Source organism: Sporolactobacillus shoreicorticis, from assembly GCF_024125445.1.
Lineage (GTDB): Bacteria > Bacillota > Bacilli > Bacillales > Sporolactobacillaceae > Sporolactobacillus > Sporolactobacillus shoreicorticis.
The window spans coordinates 24888-40721 of record NZ_JAMXWM010000003.1 but is presented as its reverse complement, the minus strand read 5'-3'; the positions used below and the strand labels follow the sequence as shown (position 1 = coordinate 40721).

Genomic DNA, 15834 nt, shown 5'->3' with positions numbered 1-15834 from the left:
TTCTTCGCTAATTTCATGTGGATTATGTATGCCCATATCAATTAATAGTTTAGATACGCATTGATCCAATGTAAGAGTACGATAATAATAGTTCAAAATAACCACCTCAAACTATTATATAGACCACTCTTTCTTTTTCAACAAAAACAAGAACATGTGTTCTAATGTTTCTTAACTTTAACTCTTTTTCATCCAAGGAATTATTTCTTTTTCAAACCAAGTGATATCTCTGAATGTCATGCTGACAGGCCTTTCTTGTCGTGCAGGAAGAGAGAATCGAGAGGTTGTGATAAATTCTGAGTAAACGCAATGATAGTTTCTTTTGCTTGAGTTCAATTCCCGAATTTGCATTACGGGTATTTGCTTTTGAGATCCTAAATAATGTTTTATTTGTACGGCAGTTTTTCCGTTACGAGGATGTTCATAAACAATGTCAATTCCTCCGTCGCTGCCTTTGCGCGTTTCAAAATTTTTATAGCCTTTAGATTTATAGTATAGATAACAAAGACGTTCTAATTCTCTAGCTGAAATTTTATGTAGGGGTAATTTAAGAATTTCTTTATCTGGTAACTGTCTACTCTTAGAAATAGAGATTTTGTTTGCAGTACTTTTCTTTTTTTGTAAATTTTGCTTCTTGCTTGTTGCTTTTGGAAGGATCATGCTTAAAATCATCGCAACTAATTGCGGAATAATGAGACTGGCAATTAAGTATTGTAAACTTAATCGATTTAATAATGTATATGCTAAAAAAGCCAATAACAAAACAATTTTTACAGCTTCAATAATACTTCTTCTTTGTTTTTGATTCACTCATTCTTTCCCCCGTGCTTTGACTTCCATTTTACATACTTGTAGTGGCTTTTTATGTCTTCAATCTCTTCTTTTGTTAACCCTCCCATATCGAAGAAAAATAAGTTAGGGTTGCTTTCAGTTTCTTCTTTTTCTCCTGTCAGCAGATAATCAATAGTGACATCAAAATACTTTGCTAATTTAATAAGTGATTCGTAGTCTGGTTGCCTAGTCCCAATTTCGTAGGCAGTGTACGCGGGACGAGTGATACCTAAAATTTTTGCAATATCTTCTTGTGTTTTTCCTCTAGATTTTCTTAATCTTGTTAATTGGTCTTTAAGCATGACACGCCATCTCCTTAGAACTGGTACAAGAAACCGTCCATTAATACTAATTTTAAGTTAATATTTGATTGCTTTAAATAAATGTGTCATAAAGACACAATAATTATTAACAATGTAACTAATCGTTACTATAATTTAAAACAAGATGTGTCATACCGTTACTTTAAAGGAGGAACATAATTGAGGGAATGGCTCAGAAGTAAGCGAGAATTCTTGGGGTTAACACAAGAAGAAATTGCTTCAAGAGCGCATATTCAACGAGCATATTACACAATGATTGAGAGCGGAAGGAGAAACCAAAGTGTGAAGGTAGCACAGATGATTGCAATGGAATTGAATTTTAACTGGATTATTTTTTTGAATTTTAAAGTAACGAAATGACACATATTTTAGTGGGCAGTCCATCTGTCCCATCGGCATAACGTGGAAAGTGAGGTGATCACATGCAGAAAAAGAAGAAAACAATTCTCCGCATTGACAAGGTGATTTATGGTACTGAGCCGAAAGAGGAATGTTTTCGCAAAGCGTTTGAGCCTTATTTCAATAAAGATAAAGAACTGGCTGTAAGCAATTATTAATACTGGCCGATTGGCTAGTTTTTTTGGAAATAAAAAGGACAAGTTCTAGGAAGGGCAAGCAGTATGCCAGCGAAAACGATTCCTGCCCATCTTATGAATGATCGCTGTTGGGTGCCAACCATTTTCATGTTTTCGAATCATGACAAACTGCAAAGTACGTTCAATACTCGTTATGCAGCTGCATATCAAAAAGCGATTGATCTAATCCAAGAGCCTGAAAAGATCAATAATGGACAATCGCTTGTACAAAATTATGCAGAATTTTCTTTTGCCGCTGCTCAGCTACAGCCGGGCGAGAAGGTGCCACGTGAATATGTACCCATTTATAAAGCAGCCGGGCAGCGTTACGGCGTGGATTGGCAAGTGTTGGCCGCGATTCACTCCATTGAAACGCACTTTTCAAGCATTAAAAAAATGATATCTCCTGTTGGCGCAATTGGCCACATGCAGTTCATGCCTGCGACTTTCGCTGCATATGGTGTAGATGGTAACGGAGACGGACAGACAAGTCCGTGGGACATCACAGATGCAATCTATTCAGCTGCACGGTATCTTTCAGCGAATGGATATAAAACAAATGTGAGAAAAGCAATTTGGCATTATAATCATGCGGATTGGTATGTGAATGAAGTATTAGCAACGGCTGCAAGCGTTAAAAATTACTTTAAATAATAAATCGTTTAGCGATTCACATTACTGAACATAATCTTATTAAGTTCCTGTAGAAAGAGATGGTAATAGGTATCTGTATAGTGTAAATACCAAGGATTCCATAATTTATGCTTTGTAGGAATATAAACATCGGCATAATCTACATCGATAAATTCGAGACCGTAATTTTTGATTGCATATTCATCAAGAAATTCCCACAGTTGATTATATTTCATCAATGTTTCCGCATTTGGATCAAGAGAAATTGAATTGTTTTGATCGATAATTTTAGCAACAAATCGCACTTTATTAACCAGTATTTTGCAATTTGGTAATTTTTCACGTATTAAGTACATAAATTTTTTGAAAGAAGCAGCCCACAGTTTAATATATTGTTCACTTTGATTTGCTAATGTAAGCACTGCTCGTTCTTTCATATTTTTATAAAATGTTGTTTTTGGTAAGTGCCATACATGATTTGTCATAAACCGTCCATTTAGATAAATAACTCCAAAATAGACATCTGGAAAAAAGTCCAGAATGAGTACATCTGGCTGCTCTAAAAACAAATCTGTAAGAAAAGTTTTTTCAAGGTCTGTTTTGATTAGCCACCGATAATACTCTTTTTCTAAGTTATCAAGATCATTCATATTAAATTCGATTTTTGAACTAACTACACTGATAATTGATGAATGTTCTGATGTAACAACGCATTGATACTTTTCTTTGTAATTAGGATTCATTAAAGAATTAAAATTATCTCTTGTCGCACAACTACCGTAACAGGCTATTTTTGTGGTCACTATCTATCATCCTTTTCTTGCACGTCATATATATTTTATATCGTCACTAATAAATTATTGTTAATAATCAATTAACGAATATATGTTCTATTTTCGCGCATTTCTCTGTATAATGTGTATAGAGGTGATGTGATATTGGACATTTTCAACCGCACTGAATTGAGTAAGGAAAAAATCACCCCTTACAATAAATACCCTTACATTGTGTATGGCCGTGTATCCACGGAAAAAGATGAACAGGTTTCTTCTCTAGAAAATCAAATTGACATCTGTCATAACTGGCTCGATCAACACCATTTTGAATGGAATGAAAGCAGCATTCTTCTTGATGATGGAATTTCCGGAACAACGATCTTAGCCAGAAAAGCCATGCGTTTGATTCTTGAAAAAGCGCGGAAAAGAGAAATAAGAATGGTGCTCTTCAAGTCAATCAGCAGATTGGCCAGAGACTTGAAAGACGCCCTTGAGATCAAGGAAGTATTGATTTCTGCACGTGTACGCGTCATAACCATTGAAGAAGGCTATGATAGTCTCACAGAGGGCAAGAATGACATGAAATTTGAAATGTTCTCCATGTTTGCAGCGCAGTATCCCAAAAGTATTTCTGTATCCACGAGTGCAGCTTTTGCGGCTAAAATTAGGCGTGGAGAATACAGGGGGGGAAAGACTGCATTTGGCTATAAAATCGAAAATAAGAAGTTGGCCGTTAACGAGGAAGAAGCAAAAGTAGTCCGAATGATTTTTGATTTATATAATCATCATGGTTTGGGACAGAAAAATATTATGTACCGGCTTAACAAGGAATTAGCGGAAGGAACTATTGTTGGCCCGCGTTTTAAAGACAAGTGGCAACTCACGACTGTGCAGCGGATATTAAAGAATCCCACTTATTGCGGCGTTGTCGTCTCAAATCGCTATGAAATGGTTAAAATCAACGGAAGAAAGAAACAGATTCAGAATCCTCCGGAAAAATGGCATATTTACTATGATCAGCATCCTAAAATAATTCCAACTAAAGAATGGCAGAAAGCGAACAGCAAAACATACAAGCAATCGAAGAAAAAAATAACACCTTGGAATGAACTGCGTGGATTGGCCGTATGCAGTGAGTGTGGCTCAAATATGGTAATTGAGACTTCTTACTATAATAGAAAAAAAGGTGGGCGTACTGTTTGGTCTTATCTGCGTTGCAGTGCCTATAGACGCGCCGGGAAGTATGGCTGCGTGAAACATGATCCCATCCCCTATAATGATTTCCGAAACTTCATTATTGAACGTCTTAAAGAAGAGGGCAGGAAGATTCAATTTGATCTAAAAAATAACTTAGATCAAAAGAGGGGACAAAAAATTGAACTCTTGAAAAATCAAATCAAAAAGGCAAAAATAAAGAAAAGAAAGCTCATTCAAATGTACCTTGAAGATGAATTAATCACAAAAGGTGAATTTGAACTCGAGAGGCAGGAAATAGCCGAAAACATTAAGAAGTGGGAAGATCAATCGTTCTTACTTGATCAAGAAACAGATGAAACAGTCCATATAAAAGATATAAAAAAAGCCTTCACTATGCTCGAAAAAACGGATGAAGATCTCTATCCAGCGTTTCAGGCGCTTATTGAAAAGATCTTTGTCCATCCCGATGGGCATATAGACATAAAATATAGGTTTTCAAATAATTAGCTACAATATACATTTTAATAAAAAAAGCATTTCTGATTGACAGGGTCCCCTATTATTATTAATGTTTCTATATAAAGAGGAGATTTTATGAATAAAAAAGAGATTCTTTTTGTTCTTTACGATTTAGGCTTATCGTTAAGCTCACTCAGTAAATTGTATAGAAATACGACTGAAGAACAATTGACTGAGCTGCTCAAAGGAAATTTTTTAGAGTTACAATTTTTACAAGATATTTTTACAGATAAAGATATTAATTTACTAGCATCTCAAAATTTAATTGAGAAGAGTAAGATAACTATCTCGGAAACACTAGATAAGCTTTCTAAGGAAAATATTGAATATTATATTTACTATGAAAGTCTTTATCCTAAAGCACTTAAAAATATTCCGTCTCCCCCTTTCTTTATTTTTATGAAGGGTAATAAAAATTTATTAGAGAATAAATTTATTTGTTCCATAGTAGGTACAAGAAATCCAGCATTGAACACTTTAAAACAAATTGAAAGTGTTGTTAATGACTTAGTTACAATTAATATTGTGATTGCAAGTGGTCTTGCATACGGAACAGATATTCAAGCACATATATCTACATTAAATGCTAATGGAGAAACGATAGCAGTACTACCAAGCCCAATTACAAATGTTACTCCTAAACATCATAAAAAGTATGCAAGCCAAATAATTGAAAATGGGGGTCTTTTGATTAGTGAGTACTATAAAATTGAAAATGTATTTAAAAAAACAAATTATATAAATCGAAACAGAATTATTTCTGGACTTAGTAATGTAGTTATAATAACGGAATGTTCAGAAAAAAGTGGAACTATGCATACGGCACGATTTGCATTTAAACAAAAAAGGCCAATTTTTTGTTTTGATAATAATTCAACTGGAATTAATAAAATTTTGTCCAGTAATAGCGCTAGAATATATACAAAACCAAACGATCTTTTTAATTAATTTGCTTTGTAAAAAGGAGCGAGAACCTTTGTACATAATTATGAGTAGATTAACAGTTTTTGATGAGGATTATAATATGTATGCTGGGATTAAGCATTTGTTAAACTGTTTAAATGAAGAAGGTCATAGGATAATTGTAATTTCACATAATACCAATGCTAAAAATACTATGAAAGATATCTTTAAAGAACAGCTTGATTTTAAAATAGCTTGTGCATATCGTTGGAAAATTCGAGAAATTGTTACTGAAGAGAATGCAAGTAGTTTTGTTTTAGTGGGAAGCAGCGATAACGATTTAATATTAGCTGCCAACAAAAAAATATTAATTATTGATCCTGGTTGGAGTGTAAAGCAGGAAGAAAAACCAGCTCGTTATGGCATTATTTTAAAAACACCTCGCAAATTATTAGAAGCAATTAAATTGATTGACAATCAAACAAAGTGGTTTTTTAAGTTAAAAGTTAATTCAAATACTACTACACTTGCATTAACTTCAGCAAATACTCTTAATTGGGATGTCGAACCGACTGAACGTGAAGTTCTTGATGGATTTCAGAATCTTTTGAAACGTGGAGATAGAAGTTACTTTAATACGCTGTATTTTCATTTAATCTCAGGTGTAATGAAAAGTTCAGATTTAAGAAATGTAGATATATGGGGAATTTTTCCTACTTCAAGTGGTAAAGTCAACAATGAGATGGAAGAGTTAAAAGAACGATGCAGATACTTAACTAATAAAAGAATGAAAGAACCCTTGTTCATTAGACATACTTCAGTAAATAGGAGCCATGATACTCCATACGCGACCCGAATTAAAGAAGGCTGTATTAAACATTTCAACTCCATAATTTTAAATCCATTTTATCTTTATAGAGTTAAAGGAAAAGTTGTATGTGTTCTTGATGACTATATTACAAATGGTATTTCATTTGAGACTGCCAGAAATTTATTAATCAAAGCAGGAGCACAAAAAGTCATTTTGGTGGCACTCGGGAGATACAAGAGAGGAATAAATGGCATTTATCAACAAGAGGATTATGAAATAGATGGAAATATCACAAGACAAGGTTATCGGTATAATTTGAAAAGTAAGAAGAACCTAACCGGCGTGTATGATAATGATGCAAGAGAAGAAGTTCGTCACATTTATGAAATATTGAATGATTAATTAAATGAATTGAAAAAGATGAGACTAGCTCTTAATTGTCGAATATGGTTCAACATACAGATTTATTTCTAAGCCATTTGAATACGATTTGACCTTGTTATTTTATGGAAGTAATACAATGTTTATTATCCGCAATGGGTATGCATTACGAACACCATGCAAAAATTAGGTGTGAAAGGACGCTCCCAGGCAGTTGTCGAACTGCTCAGGCTCGGAGAACTCAAACTATAGCATCGGCCGGTTCCTGAAAAGGGCCGGCTGTTGTTTTTCCAAAATCATATCATATTTAATTTAGTGCGACCCCAAAAGATTGCCTAACATGGCCAGCCAGAAAAAAAGTTAAATCTTAGAATATGTCCTAAGTATATCTCTTCGTTTGATTGTCTAGGCGCATTATTTTGAATTTAACATGTACCATTCCAAATGTAATAAAAAAATTGAACCTTGAAAAATCAGATCAAAAAGGTAAAAATAAAAGAAAAGAAAGTTCATTCAAATGATCTTGAAGATGAATAATAAAAGAAGAATCTGAACTTAAGAGGTAGAATTATCTGATCGCGTTAAGAGAAGCAATTATTTTTATTTGAGCAGGAACAGATGAAACAGCCAAAGATATAAAAAGGGCTTTCACTATGCTTGAAAAAACGAATGAGATCTCTATCCTGCATTTCAGGCATTTATTAGATGGGCATATAGATATCATGTATAAATTTTCAAATGAATCATCAACTTATTACACTAGGAGGAAAAGAAGAGCGTATGAAGTTGAAAATGACTTTAAATTCTTTGTATATTTGTGTGAAGGACATGGATCGGGCAATAAATTTTTATGAGCGATTGCTTGATCAACAAGTAAGTGAAAGAGATGATGTTTTTAGCATTTTTAATTTTGAACATAATAGGCTTTGCTTGTTTAATCCTGCCAAAGTTAATGAAAAACATACTTGGGGCAACAACTGTTTACCGAGCTTTCAAGTAAATAATATGGATGTATTATTAAAACGAATAAATGAATTAGGGGCTCCAATCGGATTTCCTCTAACCAGAATTGGAGAAAGCTTAGTATTGGAATTTAAAGATCCAGAGGGAAATGATATAGAGGTGTATTGCAAGCAAACAAATATCAGCCCCAGAGAGATCGGTAAGGCCTTAAGCTGATATTCTAAATAAAGTAATATAAGGAGTTTCACTAATAAAGGAGGTATGAATCATGATTTACGCACCTGTAACTGAATGTGATGTTCCAGCTCTCCGATAATTTAATGGAGAACATTCTCCGTTAAATTCGTAACAAAGCAATTATGAAATACGAAAACGGAGAGAACAAATGAAAAAAAAGATTCTTGGCGCTTTATTTTTAAGCCCTGCCGCTAGCATATGGGGCGGTATGTTTGTCGTTGTAAAAGTCGTGGTCGAATTTTTTCCACCCGTTGAATTAGTCTGGCTGCGTTACTTAGTCGCTGTTGTCGTTTTATTTGCCATTGGATGCTGGCAACATGTAGATTGGCGTGTGAAACGAAAAGATTTGCCATTAATTCTTTTAATTGGTGTAATCGGTAATGCTCTTTCTATCGTCACGCAAGAAGCTGGCACATGGCTGTCTTCTGCCCAATTGGGTTCTGTAATTACGGCTGCGACCCCAACATTTATGATTTTATTTGCCTGGTGGCTGTTAAAAGAACGATTAACTTGGATGAAAATTAGTTCAGTTGCCCTGGCAACTATTGGGGTACTTATGATCGTGGGTGTTCATACGATAGGTGCGGGTAAATTGCTTGGTGCAGTATTTTTAATGATTGCTGCGTTGACATGGGCTTTGATGTCAGTATTGATCAAATTAGTTCCCAACGATTACCCACTGATACAAGTGACAACTATTGCAACTGCAACTGCTTTGGTTTGTCTATCACCAGTTGTTTTTGTTCAATGTTCGACAGTGCCTTGGCATTATCTGACGCAGCCAACAGTGATTTTTTGTCTTCTCTATTTAGGTATCATTTCAACAGCAGTAGCTTTTGTTATGTGGAACCGTGGTTTACAGTTGACGAATGCCGCAAGTTCCGGATTGTTTTTCATGTTCCAGCCTTTAATTGGAACGTTATTAGGTTGGTTAATTTTAGGAGAAGCAATAGGTCTAGGCTTCTTCGTAGGTGTGTTCTTAATCTCAGCCAGTATTTGGATAAATATTAGATATTCAGATTGATATTTATTATCACATGTTCCAGTCCGTATTTTACTGCGCAACATGTGATTTTTTATTCGCAAAAGATGCATCACGACACGATGCATTTTTTGGGTGTGAAAGGACGCTCCTAAGTAGTTGTCGAACTGCTCAGGTTCGGAGAATTCAAACTTATAGCAATCGCTACTATCCAGATGATCTAATTTTTTGTACTATAAATCTGTTAAATGTGGACCAATCTACTTGAGTTTTTGCAATTTCAATACTGAATGGTTCAAACAGATGAAGAAAAATCAATTCAATCCCGAAAATAACTAGGTCAAAAAGAAAACGCTTGAAACTAAAAAGCATAAATAAACGATATTGGTACTAAATGCTGATGTCGTTCATAAACTATCGCCCAAACATCCATCCACCATTAACATTAAGAATTTCTCCATTGATATATGAGGCATCCGGAGAAGCCAAATACCAAACAGCCGAAGCAATATCGCTAGGTTGACCGGCACGTCCGGCAGGTATTTGAGATACAGTTTGATTTAATCGTTTTTCTGTTAATTGGCCATTAAAAAAGTTTGTTTCGGTAATGAGTCCGGGTGCAATGGCGTTCACGGTGATTCCCTCTTTACTTAATTCACGTGCAGAGGCAAACGTAAGTCCATGAAGGCCCGATTTCGATGCTGCATAAGCAAGCCCTCCTGCACGGCTGCCACCAGTGAATGCACCAATGGAACTGATATTTATAATTCTCCCGCCCGGACGTTTTAAAATGGGAGCTGCGGCCATAGTCATTAGGAATGCACCTTTCAGATTAACCGCACTCACGTCGTCCCACACCGCTTCCGCTTCACTCAAAGGGATTTTTGTGGTTATTCCGCCGCCTTTTCCGGCGTTGTTGACGAGAATATCAATCGTTCCGGTACGATCTGCAATTGACTTAACCGCTCTCTCAACATCTGGCCGATCACTGACATCTCCCCGTATCCAATGGATTGAACCTTGCAATTTAGTCGCTGCCTCACTGAGAGCATCTTCTTTTCTTCCCATTATGGTAACGTCTACATGATTTTCAATCATTTTCTTTGCTATTGCAAAACCAATCCCACTACTGCCTCCAGTTATCAAAGCAACACGATTTGTTCTCAAATCAATCACCCCTCCATTTATCTTTTTTATTGTATAATGAAATAATTAATAAGTGAAATATATATATGTTATTAGTTTAATAAGTAATTTATATTAAGGCGTGAATAAAATGGAATTGAGACAGATTAAATACTTTGTTGCAGTATCTGAAGAATGTCATTTCGGAAGAGCCGCACATAAAATAGGAATCGCCCAGCCTGCACTTAGTCAGCAAATTAAGCGGTTAGAACAAGAGCTAGGTGGGGCTCTTTTTACTCGAACAAAGCGGCATGTTGCGATTACTGACGCTGGAAAAGTATTCTTAACTGAAGCAAAAGCATTGTTAACACAAGCTGAACGTGCAAAGAAGGCAGTCGGAAATGCGTTTAAGGGAAATGTCGGCGAACTCGTACTTGAATTTGTCGAATCAGCAACCTGGAAAATTATTCCTGAAATGTTAGCTATTTATCGAAAGCTTTACCCTAACGTAAAGGTTATTCTGCAACCATTGCATACGATAAACCAAGTTGATGCTATTAAAAACGGAAAAATACAAGTTGGAATTTTGGGAACGCCTATAGAAGATCCATTGCTTTTTAATTATCTCCTTAGAAAAGAGTCCTATGTCGTTGCTTTGCCTGTCCATCATAGCCTAGCTTCAAAAACGGAGATATTTGCGAACGATCTTCGTAATGAAGCTTTTGTGACTACCCTTAGAGAGACAGGTACTTTTTACTATGATTCAATGATTAAGGTTTGCATGGATGCTGGTTTCAGCCCGAGAATCATTCAGGAAGCCAGAGATATGCAGACAGTACTGGCACTCGTTTCTTCCGGCTTAGGGATTGCATTAATTCATGAATCTGCGAGACATATACGGAACGATGTTGTGTATAAACCGTTAATCGGAACATGTCAAAAGGCCTACCAAATGTCCTTCGCTTGGAGAAAAGAAGCTGATTCACCCGTTGTTATCAATTTTTTGAAAGTCATTAAGCATCTCTATCCGACATTGAATTGATGATCGAACGTGATACGATATTGATCGGCAAATTTTCTTGAGTAAATGACGCGGCTAATTATGTCCATCCGGGATCTGTTATGATTGAATATTAATTCACTCATTATAAATTTAAATGAAAATCCAAATAAAAAGGGGTCTTTCAATTGCAAATCAGGCAATATCGGACAGATGATGAGGAAGGCTGGCTGCGCTGCTGTGTTCTGTCCTTTTTACATACGGCGTATTATGACAATGTTTTACAACAGAAGAAAACCTATGATCATCCCTCGATTGAACTTGTTGCAGTCGACAATGGGAAAATTGTTGGTTTAATTGACATTGAATGTGAACAAGAAATCAAAACCATCTGTGTGCAATGTTCATCACTTGGCGGGATGATCTGGCATTTGGCTGTCCATCCCGATTTTCAGCAGCAAGGAATTGGCCGGCAACTGCTGCTTGAAGCGGAGAAGAGGCTCAAAGCACGGAATATTAATCAACTGGAAGCCTATACACGCGATGATGAGTGGGTCAATTCTTGGTACCAGAAAAATGATTTTCATCAGGTGAATCACTATCTGCATGTATTTATGGAAAACGATGAATTAAACGGAGCTATTGAATCATCATTGGAAAAAGTGAGACCGATCAGCTGTTTTGCACACTATACGGGTGAAAAAGAGGAAATGATCAAGAAAAAATTTGGCCGAGTCCATGAATGCCGCTGCTATCGAAAAGATATTTGAACAATGGCCGGAATTAAAGAACGGGGTGTTATTGATGATTGTCGTAAGTTCCTGCCTGGCAGGATTAGCTGTAAGATACAATAAATCGGATTGTTTGGACAAGAAAATCAAAGAACTGATTAATCGTGAGGAAGCTGTATCTGTATGTCCTGAATTATTGGGCGGATTTTCAATTCCCAGAGAGCCAACTGAAATTATTGGCGGTGACGGTAAGAATGTCCTTGAGAGAACCGCCAAAGTAGTGACTAGGTCAGGTACAGATGTAACAGAGCAGTATATTAATGGCGCCTATCTGACTTTGAAAAAAGTCAAAGAATGCCACGCAGTGGACGGAAGCGGCGTTACCGCTGCACTTTTGGAAAAAAACGCAATAAAAGTTGTTTCAGAAGAAAGACTAGATGAGATTCTTTGACAGCATCACAAACAAATCTAATAAATTTGATTCCTGCACACTTCATAGTCAAATAGTATATAAAAAACACAACGAGTATCCTTTATCGATACTCGTTGCGTTACTCATTTAAATGATTCACTTTGTGCAAGACTTTTCTGAGTAATTGTCAGTTGATCACCATCCTGCGATTGTTCAGAAACAGCAGTATCGGCATTGATCTGATTTGCAGCGGTCTGCGACTGTGTGGCGGTCGTGTTCCCACTTTGTGATCGGGACTTTAACTGCTGGATTTGCGCCTCAATTTGTTGAAGCTGTGCTTGAATCACTTGAACTTGTTCTTGCTGATCTTCCTGATCCGTTTTTTGTGATTCCAATTGCTTCAATTGAGCCTCTAATGTCTCTTCTTGTTTTTTAAGTGCCTCAATTTTTGCACTCGAATCAGAGGTGCTTCCCGTCTGAACTGTACTGCTTGAAGAACCAATGGATTGAATGGTCATAAAGACTCGCTTCCCTTCATTTTTTTAACAAATAAACACCCATCATATTAAAGGTTAATGATTAATAAATCCTTAACTTTTCGATCTTACCTTTTCTTTAACGGAGACACTGGCCATGTATTGCTCTTGAATAATGATGCTAGTCACAATTATGTGTTTTCAGCAATGATGCGTTTGACAACTTCTGTATCGACAGTGGCTGTTTCTTTGTCAATGATTCTAGCAAAGCTTTCATTGTTTTGTGCAAGTTCTATATTTTCCAGAATTCGAATGAGATTGGCAAGAGTTGTTAAAGGACAGCAGAACAAACTGCCTAAAGCATTATGAATATGCCATAAAATAAGAACAAAAAGGAGGAAACAAATGAAAGATAGAATGAGATAGAGAAAAGCATCATTGGTGCGATTGGCAACAATATGATCAAAAAACCAAGAATTGAATGAAAACCAGATGCAAGCGAAGAGCATGAATGCAGCTAATGACAGGTTATAAAAAGCTTTTTTTTTAAACGATTTTGTCATTTCCTTTTTCTGTTCCTTGTAATCCTTAATTAAAAAAAATATATCTTTAATGGTATTATTTTTCTTCAAAAAATCTTTGAGAGTCGCATAAATGAGCGCCTGCCACCCCTCCAAATAAAATGAAGTATGGTATAACTGAATGCTTTTTTTTACAGCTTGTGGAAATAAGAAATGGTTCAGATTAATTAAAAAAACGATTTCAAAAACGACCAAACAAAATAGAGAATGAATAAACCAAGAAAGCTGCACGAAGTTTGAAACGATATAAGCAAAAATAAACGAAACACATACGGTGGAAATAAGAGTTAATCCCAAGAAAATCGCGATATGGCTTTTCATATGCCGAAGTACAAGATTCCAAACTGAAAGTTTCTTATAAAATAATGTCAACCGGTGTTCAAAGTTCAAAATAGTCATTCCTTTAATAATTTTGTCATCTCTTATTATCGTTGATTTTAATAAAAACTGATATGTGACTAAAGTATTATTTATTCGACAATTGATCCGAGCGGATAATCTGCTTCTTTTTTGTTCGTTCACATATTATTCAATAAATGTTCACTAAAATTGTATATTTGAATGGATATCTGTAAAATCAGTGGATGTAAGCGCTTAATAGTTGCTTGGTTATCTATTTTCGCATACGGAAGGGAGAATGAATCAATGCAATGGGCCCAGAACTACAATCCAATGGGGAATATGTTTTTATCGTTCGTCGTGGCCTGTATTCCGCTTGTCTTCTTTTTCTGGTGTTTAGCAATTAAGAAGATGAAGGGGTATAAGGCAGGATTTTTGACGGTCGTTCTGGCTGTGATTGAAGCAATTGTAGTCTATAAGATGCCGGTTCAATTAGCGCTTGAAGCGACTGCGTTGGGCGGATTGCAAGGACTTTGGCCGATTGGCTGGATTATTGTGACGGCAGTATTTTTGTATGAATTAACGGTTGCCTCAGGCAAGTTTCAAATCATTAGTGATTCGATTGCATCCATCACTCAAGATCGGCGTCTGCAGGCGTTGCTTATTGCCTTTTCTTTCGGCGCATTTTTGGAAGGAACTGCGGGTTACGGCACGCCGGTTGCCATTGCCGGGGGGCTGCTTGCCGGGCTCGGCTTCAATCCTTTTTACGCAGCCGGGCTTTGTTTAATTGCAAACACGGCACCGGTAGCGTTTGGTGGCGTCGGCATTCCAATTCTTACATCCGGTCAAGTCACCGGCATTGATGTACTTTCGATCAGCCAAATGGTTGGACGCCAAGTTCCTTTTCTTTCTTTATTTGTTCCATTTTGGCTTGTGTTTATTATGGCGGGCTGGAAGCGAACAATTGAGGTGCTTCCGGCGATCCTTGTATGCGGGATTTCTTTTGCATCTACGCAATACGTGACATCCAATTTTTTAGGACCGGAATTACCGGATGTGACCTCATCGATTGTCAGTATGGTATGTCTCATAATTCTGCTTAAATTCTGGCAGCCGAAATCCATTTTCCGATTTAAGGATGAAAAAGAACAGCCTATTCCTGCATATTCACAAAATAAAATCAGTTTTTCTTTTGGGAAAATTGCGCAGGCGTGGTCACCGTTTGTTTCGCTCGTCGTAGTCATTTGTGTATGGGGCGGATCCGCAGGCATTAAGGCATTTCTTAATAAAGTTACGTTCATGATTCCCATACGCGGACTGGATCGGATGATCGAGCAAGTGAAGCCGATTGTTACTCAAGCGATGCCTTATGGCGCCGTTTATAAGTTTGATGTGCTTGCGGCTACCGGAACAGCTATTTTAGTGACCTGTATTCTAAGCAAATTTCTGATTGGTATCAGCTGGGAAAAGTGGGCGCTGACCTTTGGCCTTACATTAAAAAAGCTGACGCTTCCATTGGTGATGATCGTATCCGTTCTCGGTTTTGCTTACATTGAGAACTATTCGGGGATGAGCGGTACTTTGGGACTCGGGCTTGCCTCGACGGGTACCGTTTTCCCGCTTCTGGCACCGCTTATCGGATGGATCGGCGTATTTCTCACCGGATCGGACACATCATCAAACGCCTTGTTCTCAAATTTGCAGAAGGTGTCTGCACAGCAAATCGGTGTTGATCCGACGTTGCTTGTCGCAGCCAATTCAACCGGCGGTGTTGCTGCAAAAATGATTTCACCACAGTCGATGGCCGTTGCAACAGCGGCTACCGGGCTGGTTGGCAGGGAGGGGAGCCTCTTCCGCTTTACAATTAAACATAGTCTGCTTTTCGTCATGATTACCGGAGTGATCAATTTGCTTCAAGCCTACGTGTTGCAGTGGATGATTCCGTGAACCGAATATAGACTTAATTATTGAAAAAGGTGCGGGTTTGCCGCATCTTTTTTCATTTTACTCGCAAATACGCGTAATACATGGTTTTAGTT

The 15834-nt window shown here is 36.9% G+C and carries 18 protein-coding genes and 1 pseudogene; 13 read left to right on the top strand and 6 right to left on the bottom strand.

The genetic code is table 11. From position 1 onward, the window contains the following. Positions 1-177: 177 nt before the first annotated feature. Entirely contained in the window at positions 178-810 is a 633-nt protein-coding gene (locus NIE88_RS03150; RefSeq protein WP_253058677.1) for a restriction endonuclease, read from the bottom strand. Continuing rightward, a complete protein-coding gene (locus NIE88_RS03145; RefSeq protein WP_253058675.1) occupies positions 807-1133 on the bottom strand; it encodes a helix-turn-helix domain-containing protein in 327 nt (108 codons plus the stop codon). Before NIE88_RS03145 ends, NIE88_RS03150 begins: the two co-directional genes overlap by 4 nt. Positions 1134-1313: 180 nt before the next feature. On the opposite strand from NIE88_RS03145, the gene NIE88_RS03140 reads away from it, so the two are divergent. The 3 genes from NIE88_RS03140 to NIE88_RS03135 all read left to right on the top strand — a co-directional run bounded on the left by NIE88_RS03140 (position 1314) and on the right by NIE88_RS03135 (position 2383). Next, the gene (locus NIE88_RS03140) at positions 1314-1514 is read left to right on the top strand and encodes a helix-turn-helix transcriptional regulator (RefSeq protein WP_253058673.1); all 201 of its coding nucleotides are present in this window, start codon (positions 1314-1316) and stop codon (positions 1512-1514) included. Between the two features lie 62 nt (positions 1515-1576). Beyond that, positions 1577-1711: a hypothetical protein gene (locus NIE88_RS22330; protein WP_290446287.1), complete on the top strand. Its 135-nt coding sequence runs from the start codon at positions 1577-1579 to the stop codon at positions 1709-1711. 63 nt (positions 1712-1774) lie between these two features. Next, on the top strand, positions 1775-2383 hold the full coding sequence (locus NIE88_RS03135) for a lytic transglycosylase domain-containing protein (RefSeq protein WP_290446286.1): 609 nt from the start codon (positions 1775-1777) through the stop codon (positions 2381-2383). Between the two features lie 8 nt (positions 2384-2391). Here the strand turns inward: NIE88_RS03135 and NIE88_RS03130 are convergent, their stop codons facing one another. Beyond that, a complete protein-coding gene (locus NIE88_RS03130; RefSeq protein ID WP_253058671.1) occupies positions 2392-3165 on the bottom strand; it encodes a DUF6270 domain-containing protein in 774 nt (257 codons plus the stop codon). A 135-nt stretch (positions 3166-3300) separates the two neighbouring features. On the opposite strand from NIE88_RS03130, the gene NIE88_RS03125 reads away from it, so the two are divergent. From NIE88_RS03125 to NIE88_RS03100, 6 genes and pseudogenes are all read left to right on the top strand, one after another. Continuing rightward, entirely contained in the window at positions 3301-4842 is a 1542-nt protein-coding gene (locus tag NIE88_RS03125; protein WP_290446285.1) for a recombinase family protein, read from the top strand. Between the two features lie 87 nt (positions 4843-4929). Continuing rightward, positions 4930-5802, top strand: a complete 873-nt coding sequence (locus tag NIE88_RS03120) for a DNA-processing protein DprA (RefSeq protein ID WP_253058669.1) — start codon at positions 4930-4932, stop codon at positions 5800-5802. 28 nt (positions 5803-5830) lie between these two features. Continuing rightward, the gene (locus NIE88_RS03115) at positions 5831-6970 is read left to right on the top strand and encodes a phosphoribosyltransferase (RefSeq protein WP_253058667.1); all 1140 of its coding nucleotides are present in this window, start codon (positions 5831-5833) and stop codon (positions 6968-6970) included. A gap of 144 nt (positions 6971-7114) precedes the next feature. After that, a pseudogene (locus tag NIE88_RS03110) lies at positions 7115-7201 on the top strand (helix-turn-helix transcriptional regulator); the annotation flags it as partial. A 486-nt stretch (positions 7202-7687) separates the two neighbouring features. Beyond that, on the top strand, positions 7688-8128 hold the full coding sequence (locus NIE88_RS03105) for a VOC family protein (RefSeq protein WP_253058665.1): 441 nt from the start codon (positions 7688-7690) through the stop codon (positions 8126-8128). A gap of 169 nt (positions 8129-8297) precedes the next feature. Next, positions 8298-9173: a DMT family transporter gene (locus NIE88_RS03100; RefSeq protein WP_253058663.1), complete on the top strand. Its 876-nt coding sequence runs from the start codon at positions 8298-8300 to the stop codon at positions 9171-9173. A 372-nt stretch (positions 9174-9545) separates the two neighbouring features. On the opposite strand, the gene NIE88_RS03095 is transcribed toward NIE88_RS03100, so the two are convergent. After that, on the bottom strand, positions 9546-10298 hold the full coding sequence (locus tag NIE88_RS03095) for an SDR family NAD(P)-dependent oxidoreductase (RefSeq protein WP_253058661.1): 753 nt from the start codon (positions 10296-10298) through the stop codon (positions 9546-9548). A 109-nt stretch (positions 10299-10407) separates the two neighbouring features. Between NIE88_RS03095 and NIE88_RS03090 the strand changes: the two genes are divergently transcribed. The 3 genes from NIE88_RS03090 (at position 10408) to NIE88_RS03080 (ending at position 12438) form a co-directional block, all read left to right on the top strand. Further along, the gene (locus NIE88_RS03090) at positions 10408-11298 is read left to right on the top strand and encodes a LysR substrate-binding domain-containing protein (RefSeq protein WP_253059211.1); all 891 of its coding nucleotides are present in this window, start codon (positions 10408-10410) and stop codon (positions 11296-11298) included. Positions 11299-11444: 146 nt separating this feature from the next. Further along, positions 11445-12026, top strand: a complete 582-nt coding sequence (locus NIE88_RS03085; RefSeq protein ID WP_253058659.1) for a GNAT family N-acetyltransferase — start codon at positions 11445-11447, stop codon at positions 12024-12026. A gap of 34 nt (positions 12027-12060) precedes the next feature. Then, a complete protein-coding gene (locus NIE88_RS03080) occupies positions 12061-12438 on the top strand; it encodes a 2-thiouracil desulfurase family protein (RefSeq protein WP_253058657.1) in 378 nt (125 codons plus the stop codon). Positions 12439-12542: 104 nt separating this feature from the next. Here the strand turns inward: NIE88_RS03080 and NIE88_RS03075 are convergent, their stop codons facing one another. Further along, positions 12543-12917: a FlxA-like family protein gene (locus tag NIE88_RS03075; RefSeq protein WP_253058655.1), complete on the bottom strand. Its 375-nt coding sequence runs from the start codon at positions 12915-12917 to the stop codon at positions 12543-12545. Between the two features lie 149 nt (positions 12918-13066). After that, positions 13067-13438 carry a hypothetical protein gene (locus NIE88_RS03070; protein ID WP_253058653.1) on the bottom strand — a complete coding sequence of 124 codons (372 nt, stop codon included), beginning with the start codon at positions 13436-13438 and terminating at the stop codon, positions 13067-13069. Positions 13439-14101: 663 nt separating this feature from the next. Here NIE88_RS03070 and NIE88_RS03065 point away from each other — a divergent pair. Continuing rightward, a complete protein-coding gene (locus tag NIE88_RS03065; RefSeq protein WP_253058651.1) occupies positions 14102-15742 on the top strand; it encodes an L-lactate permease in 1641 nt (546 codons plus the stop codon). The last annotated feature ends 92 nt before the right edge of the window (positions 15743-15834 follow it).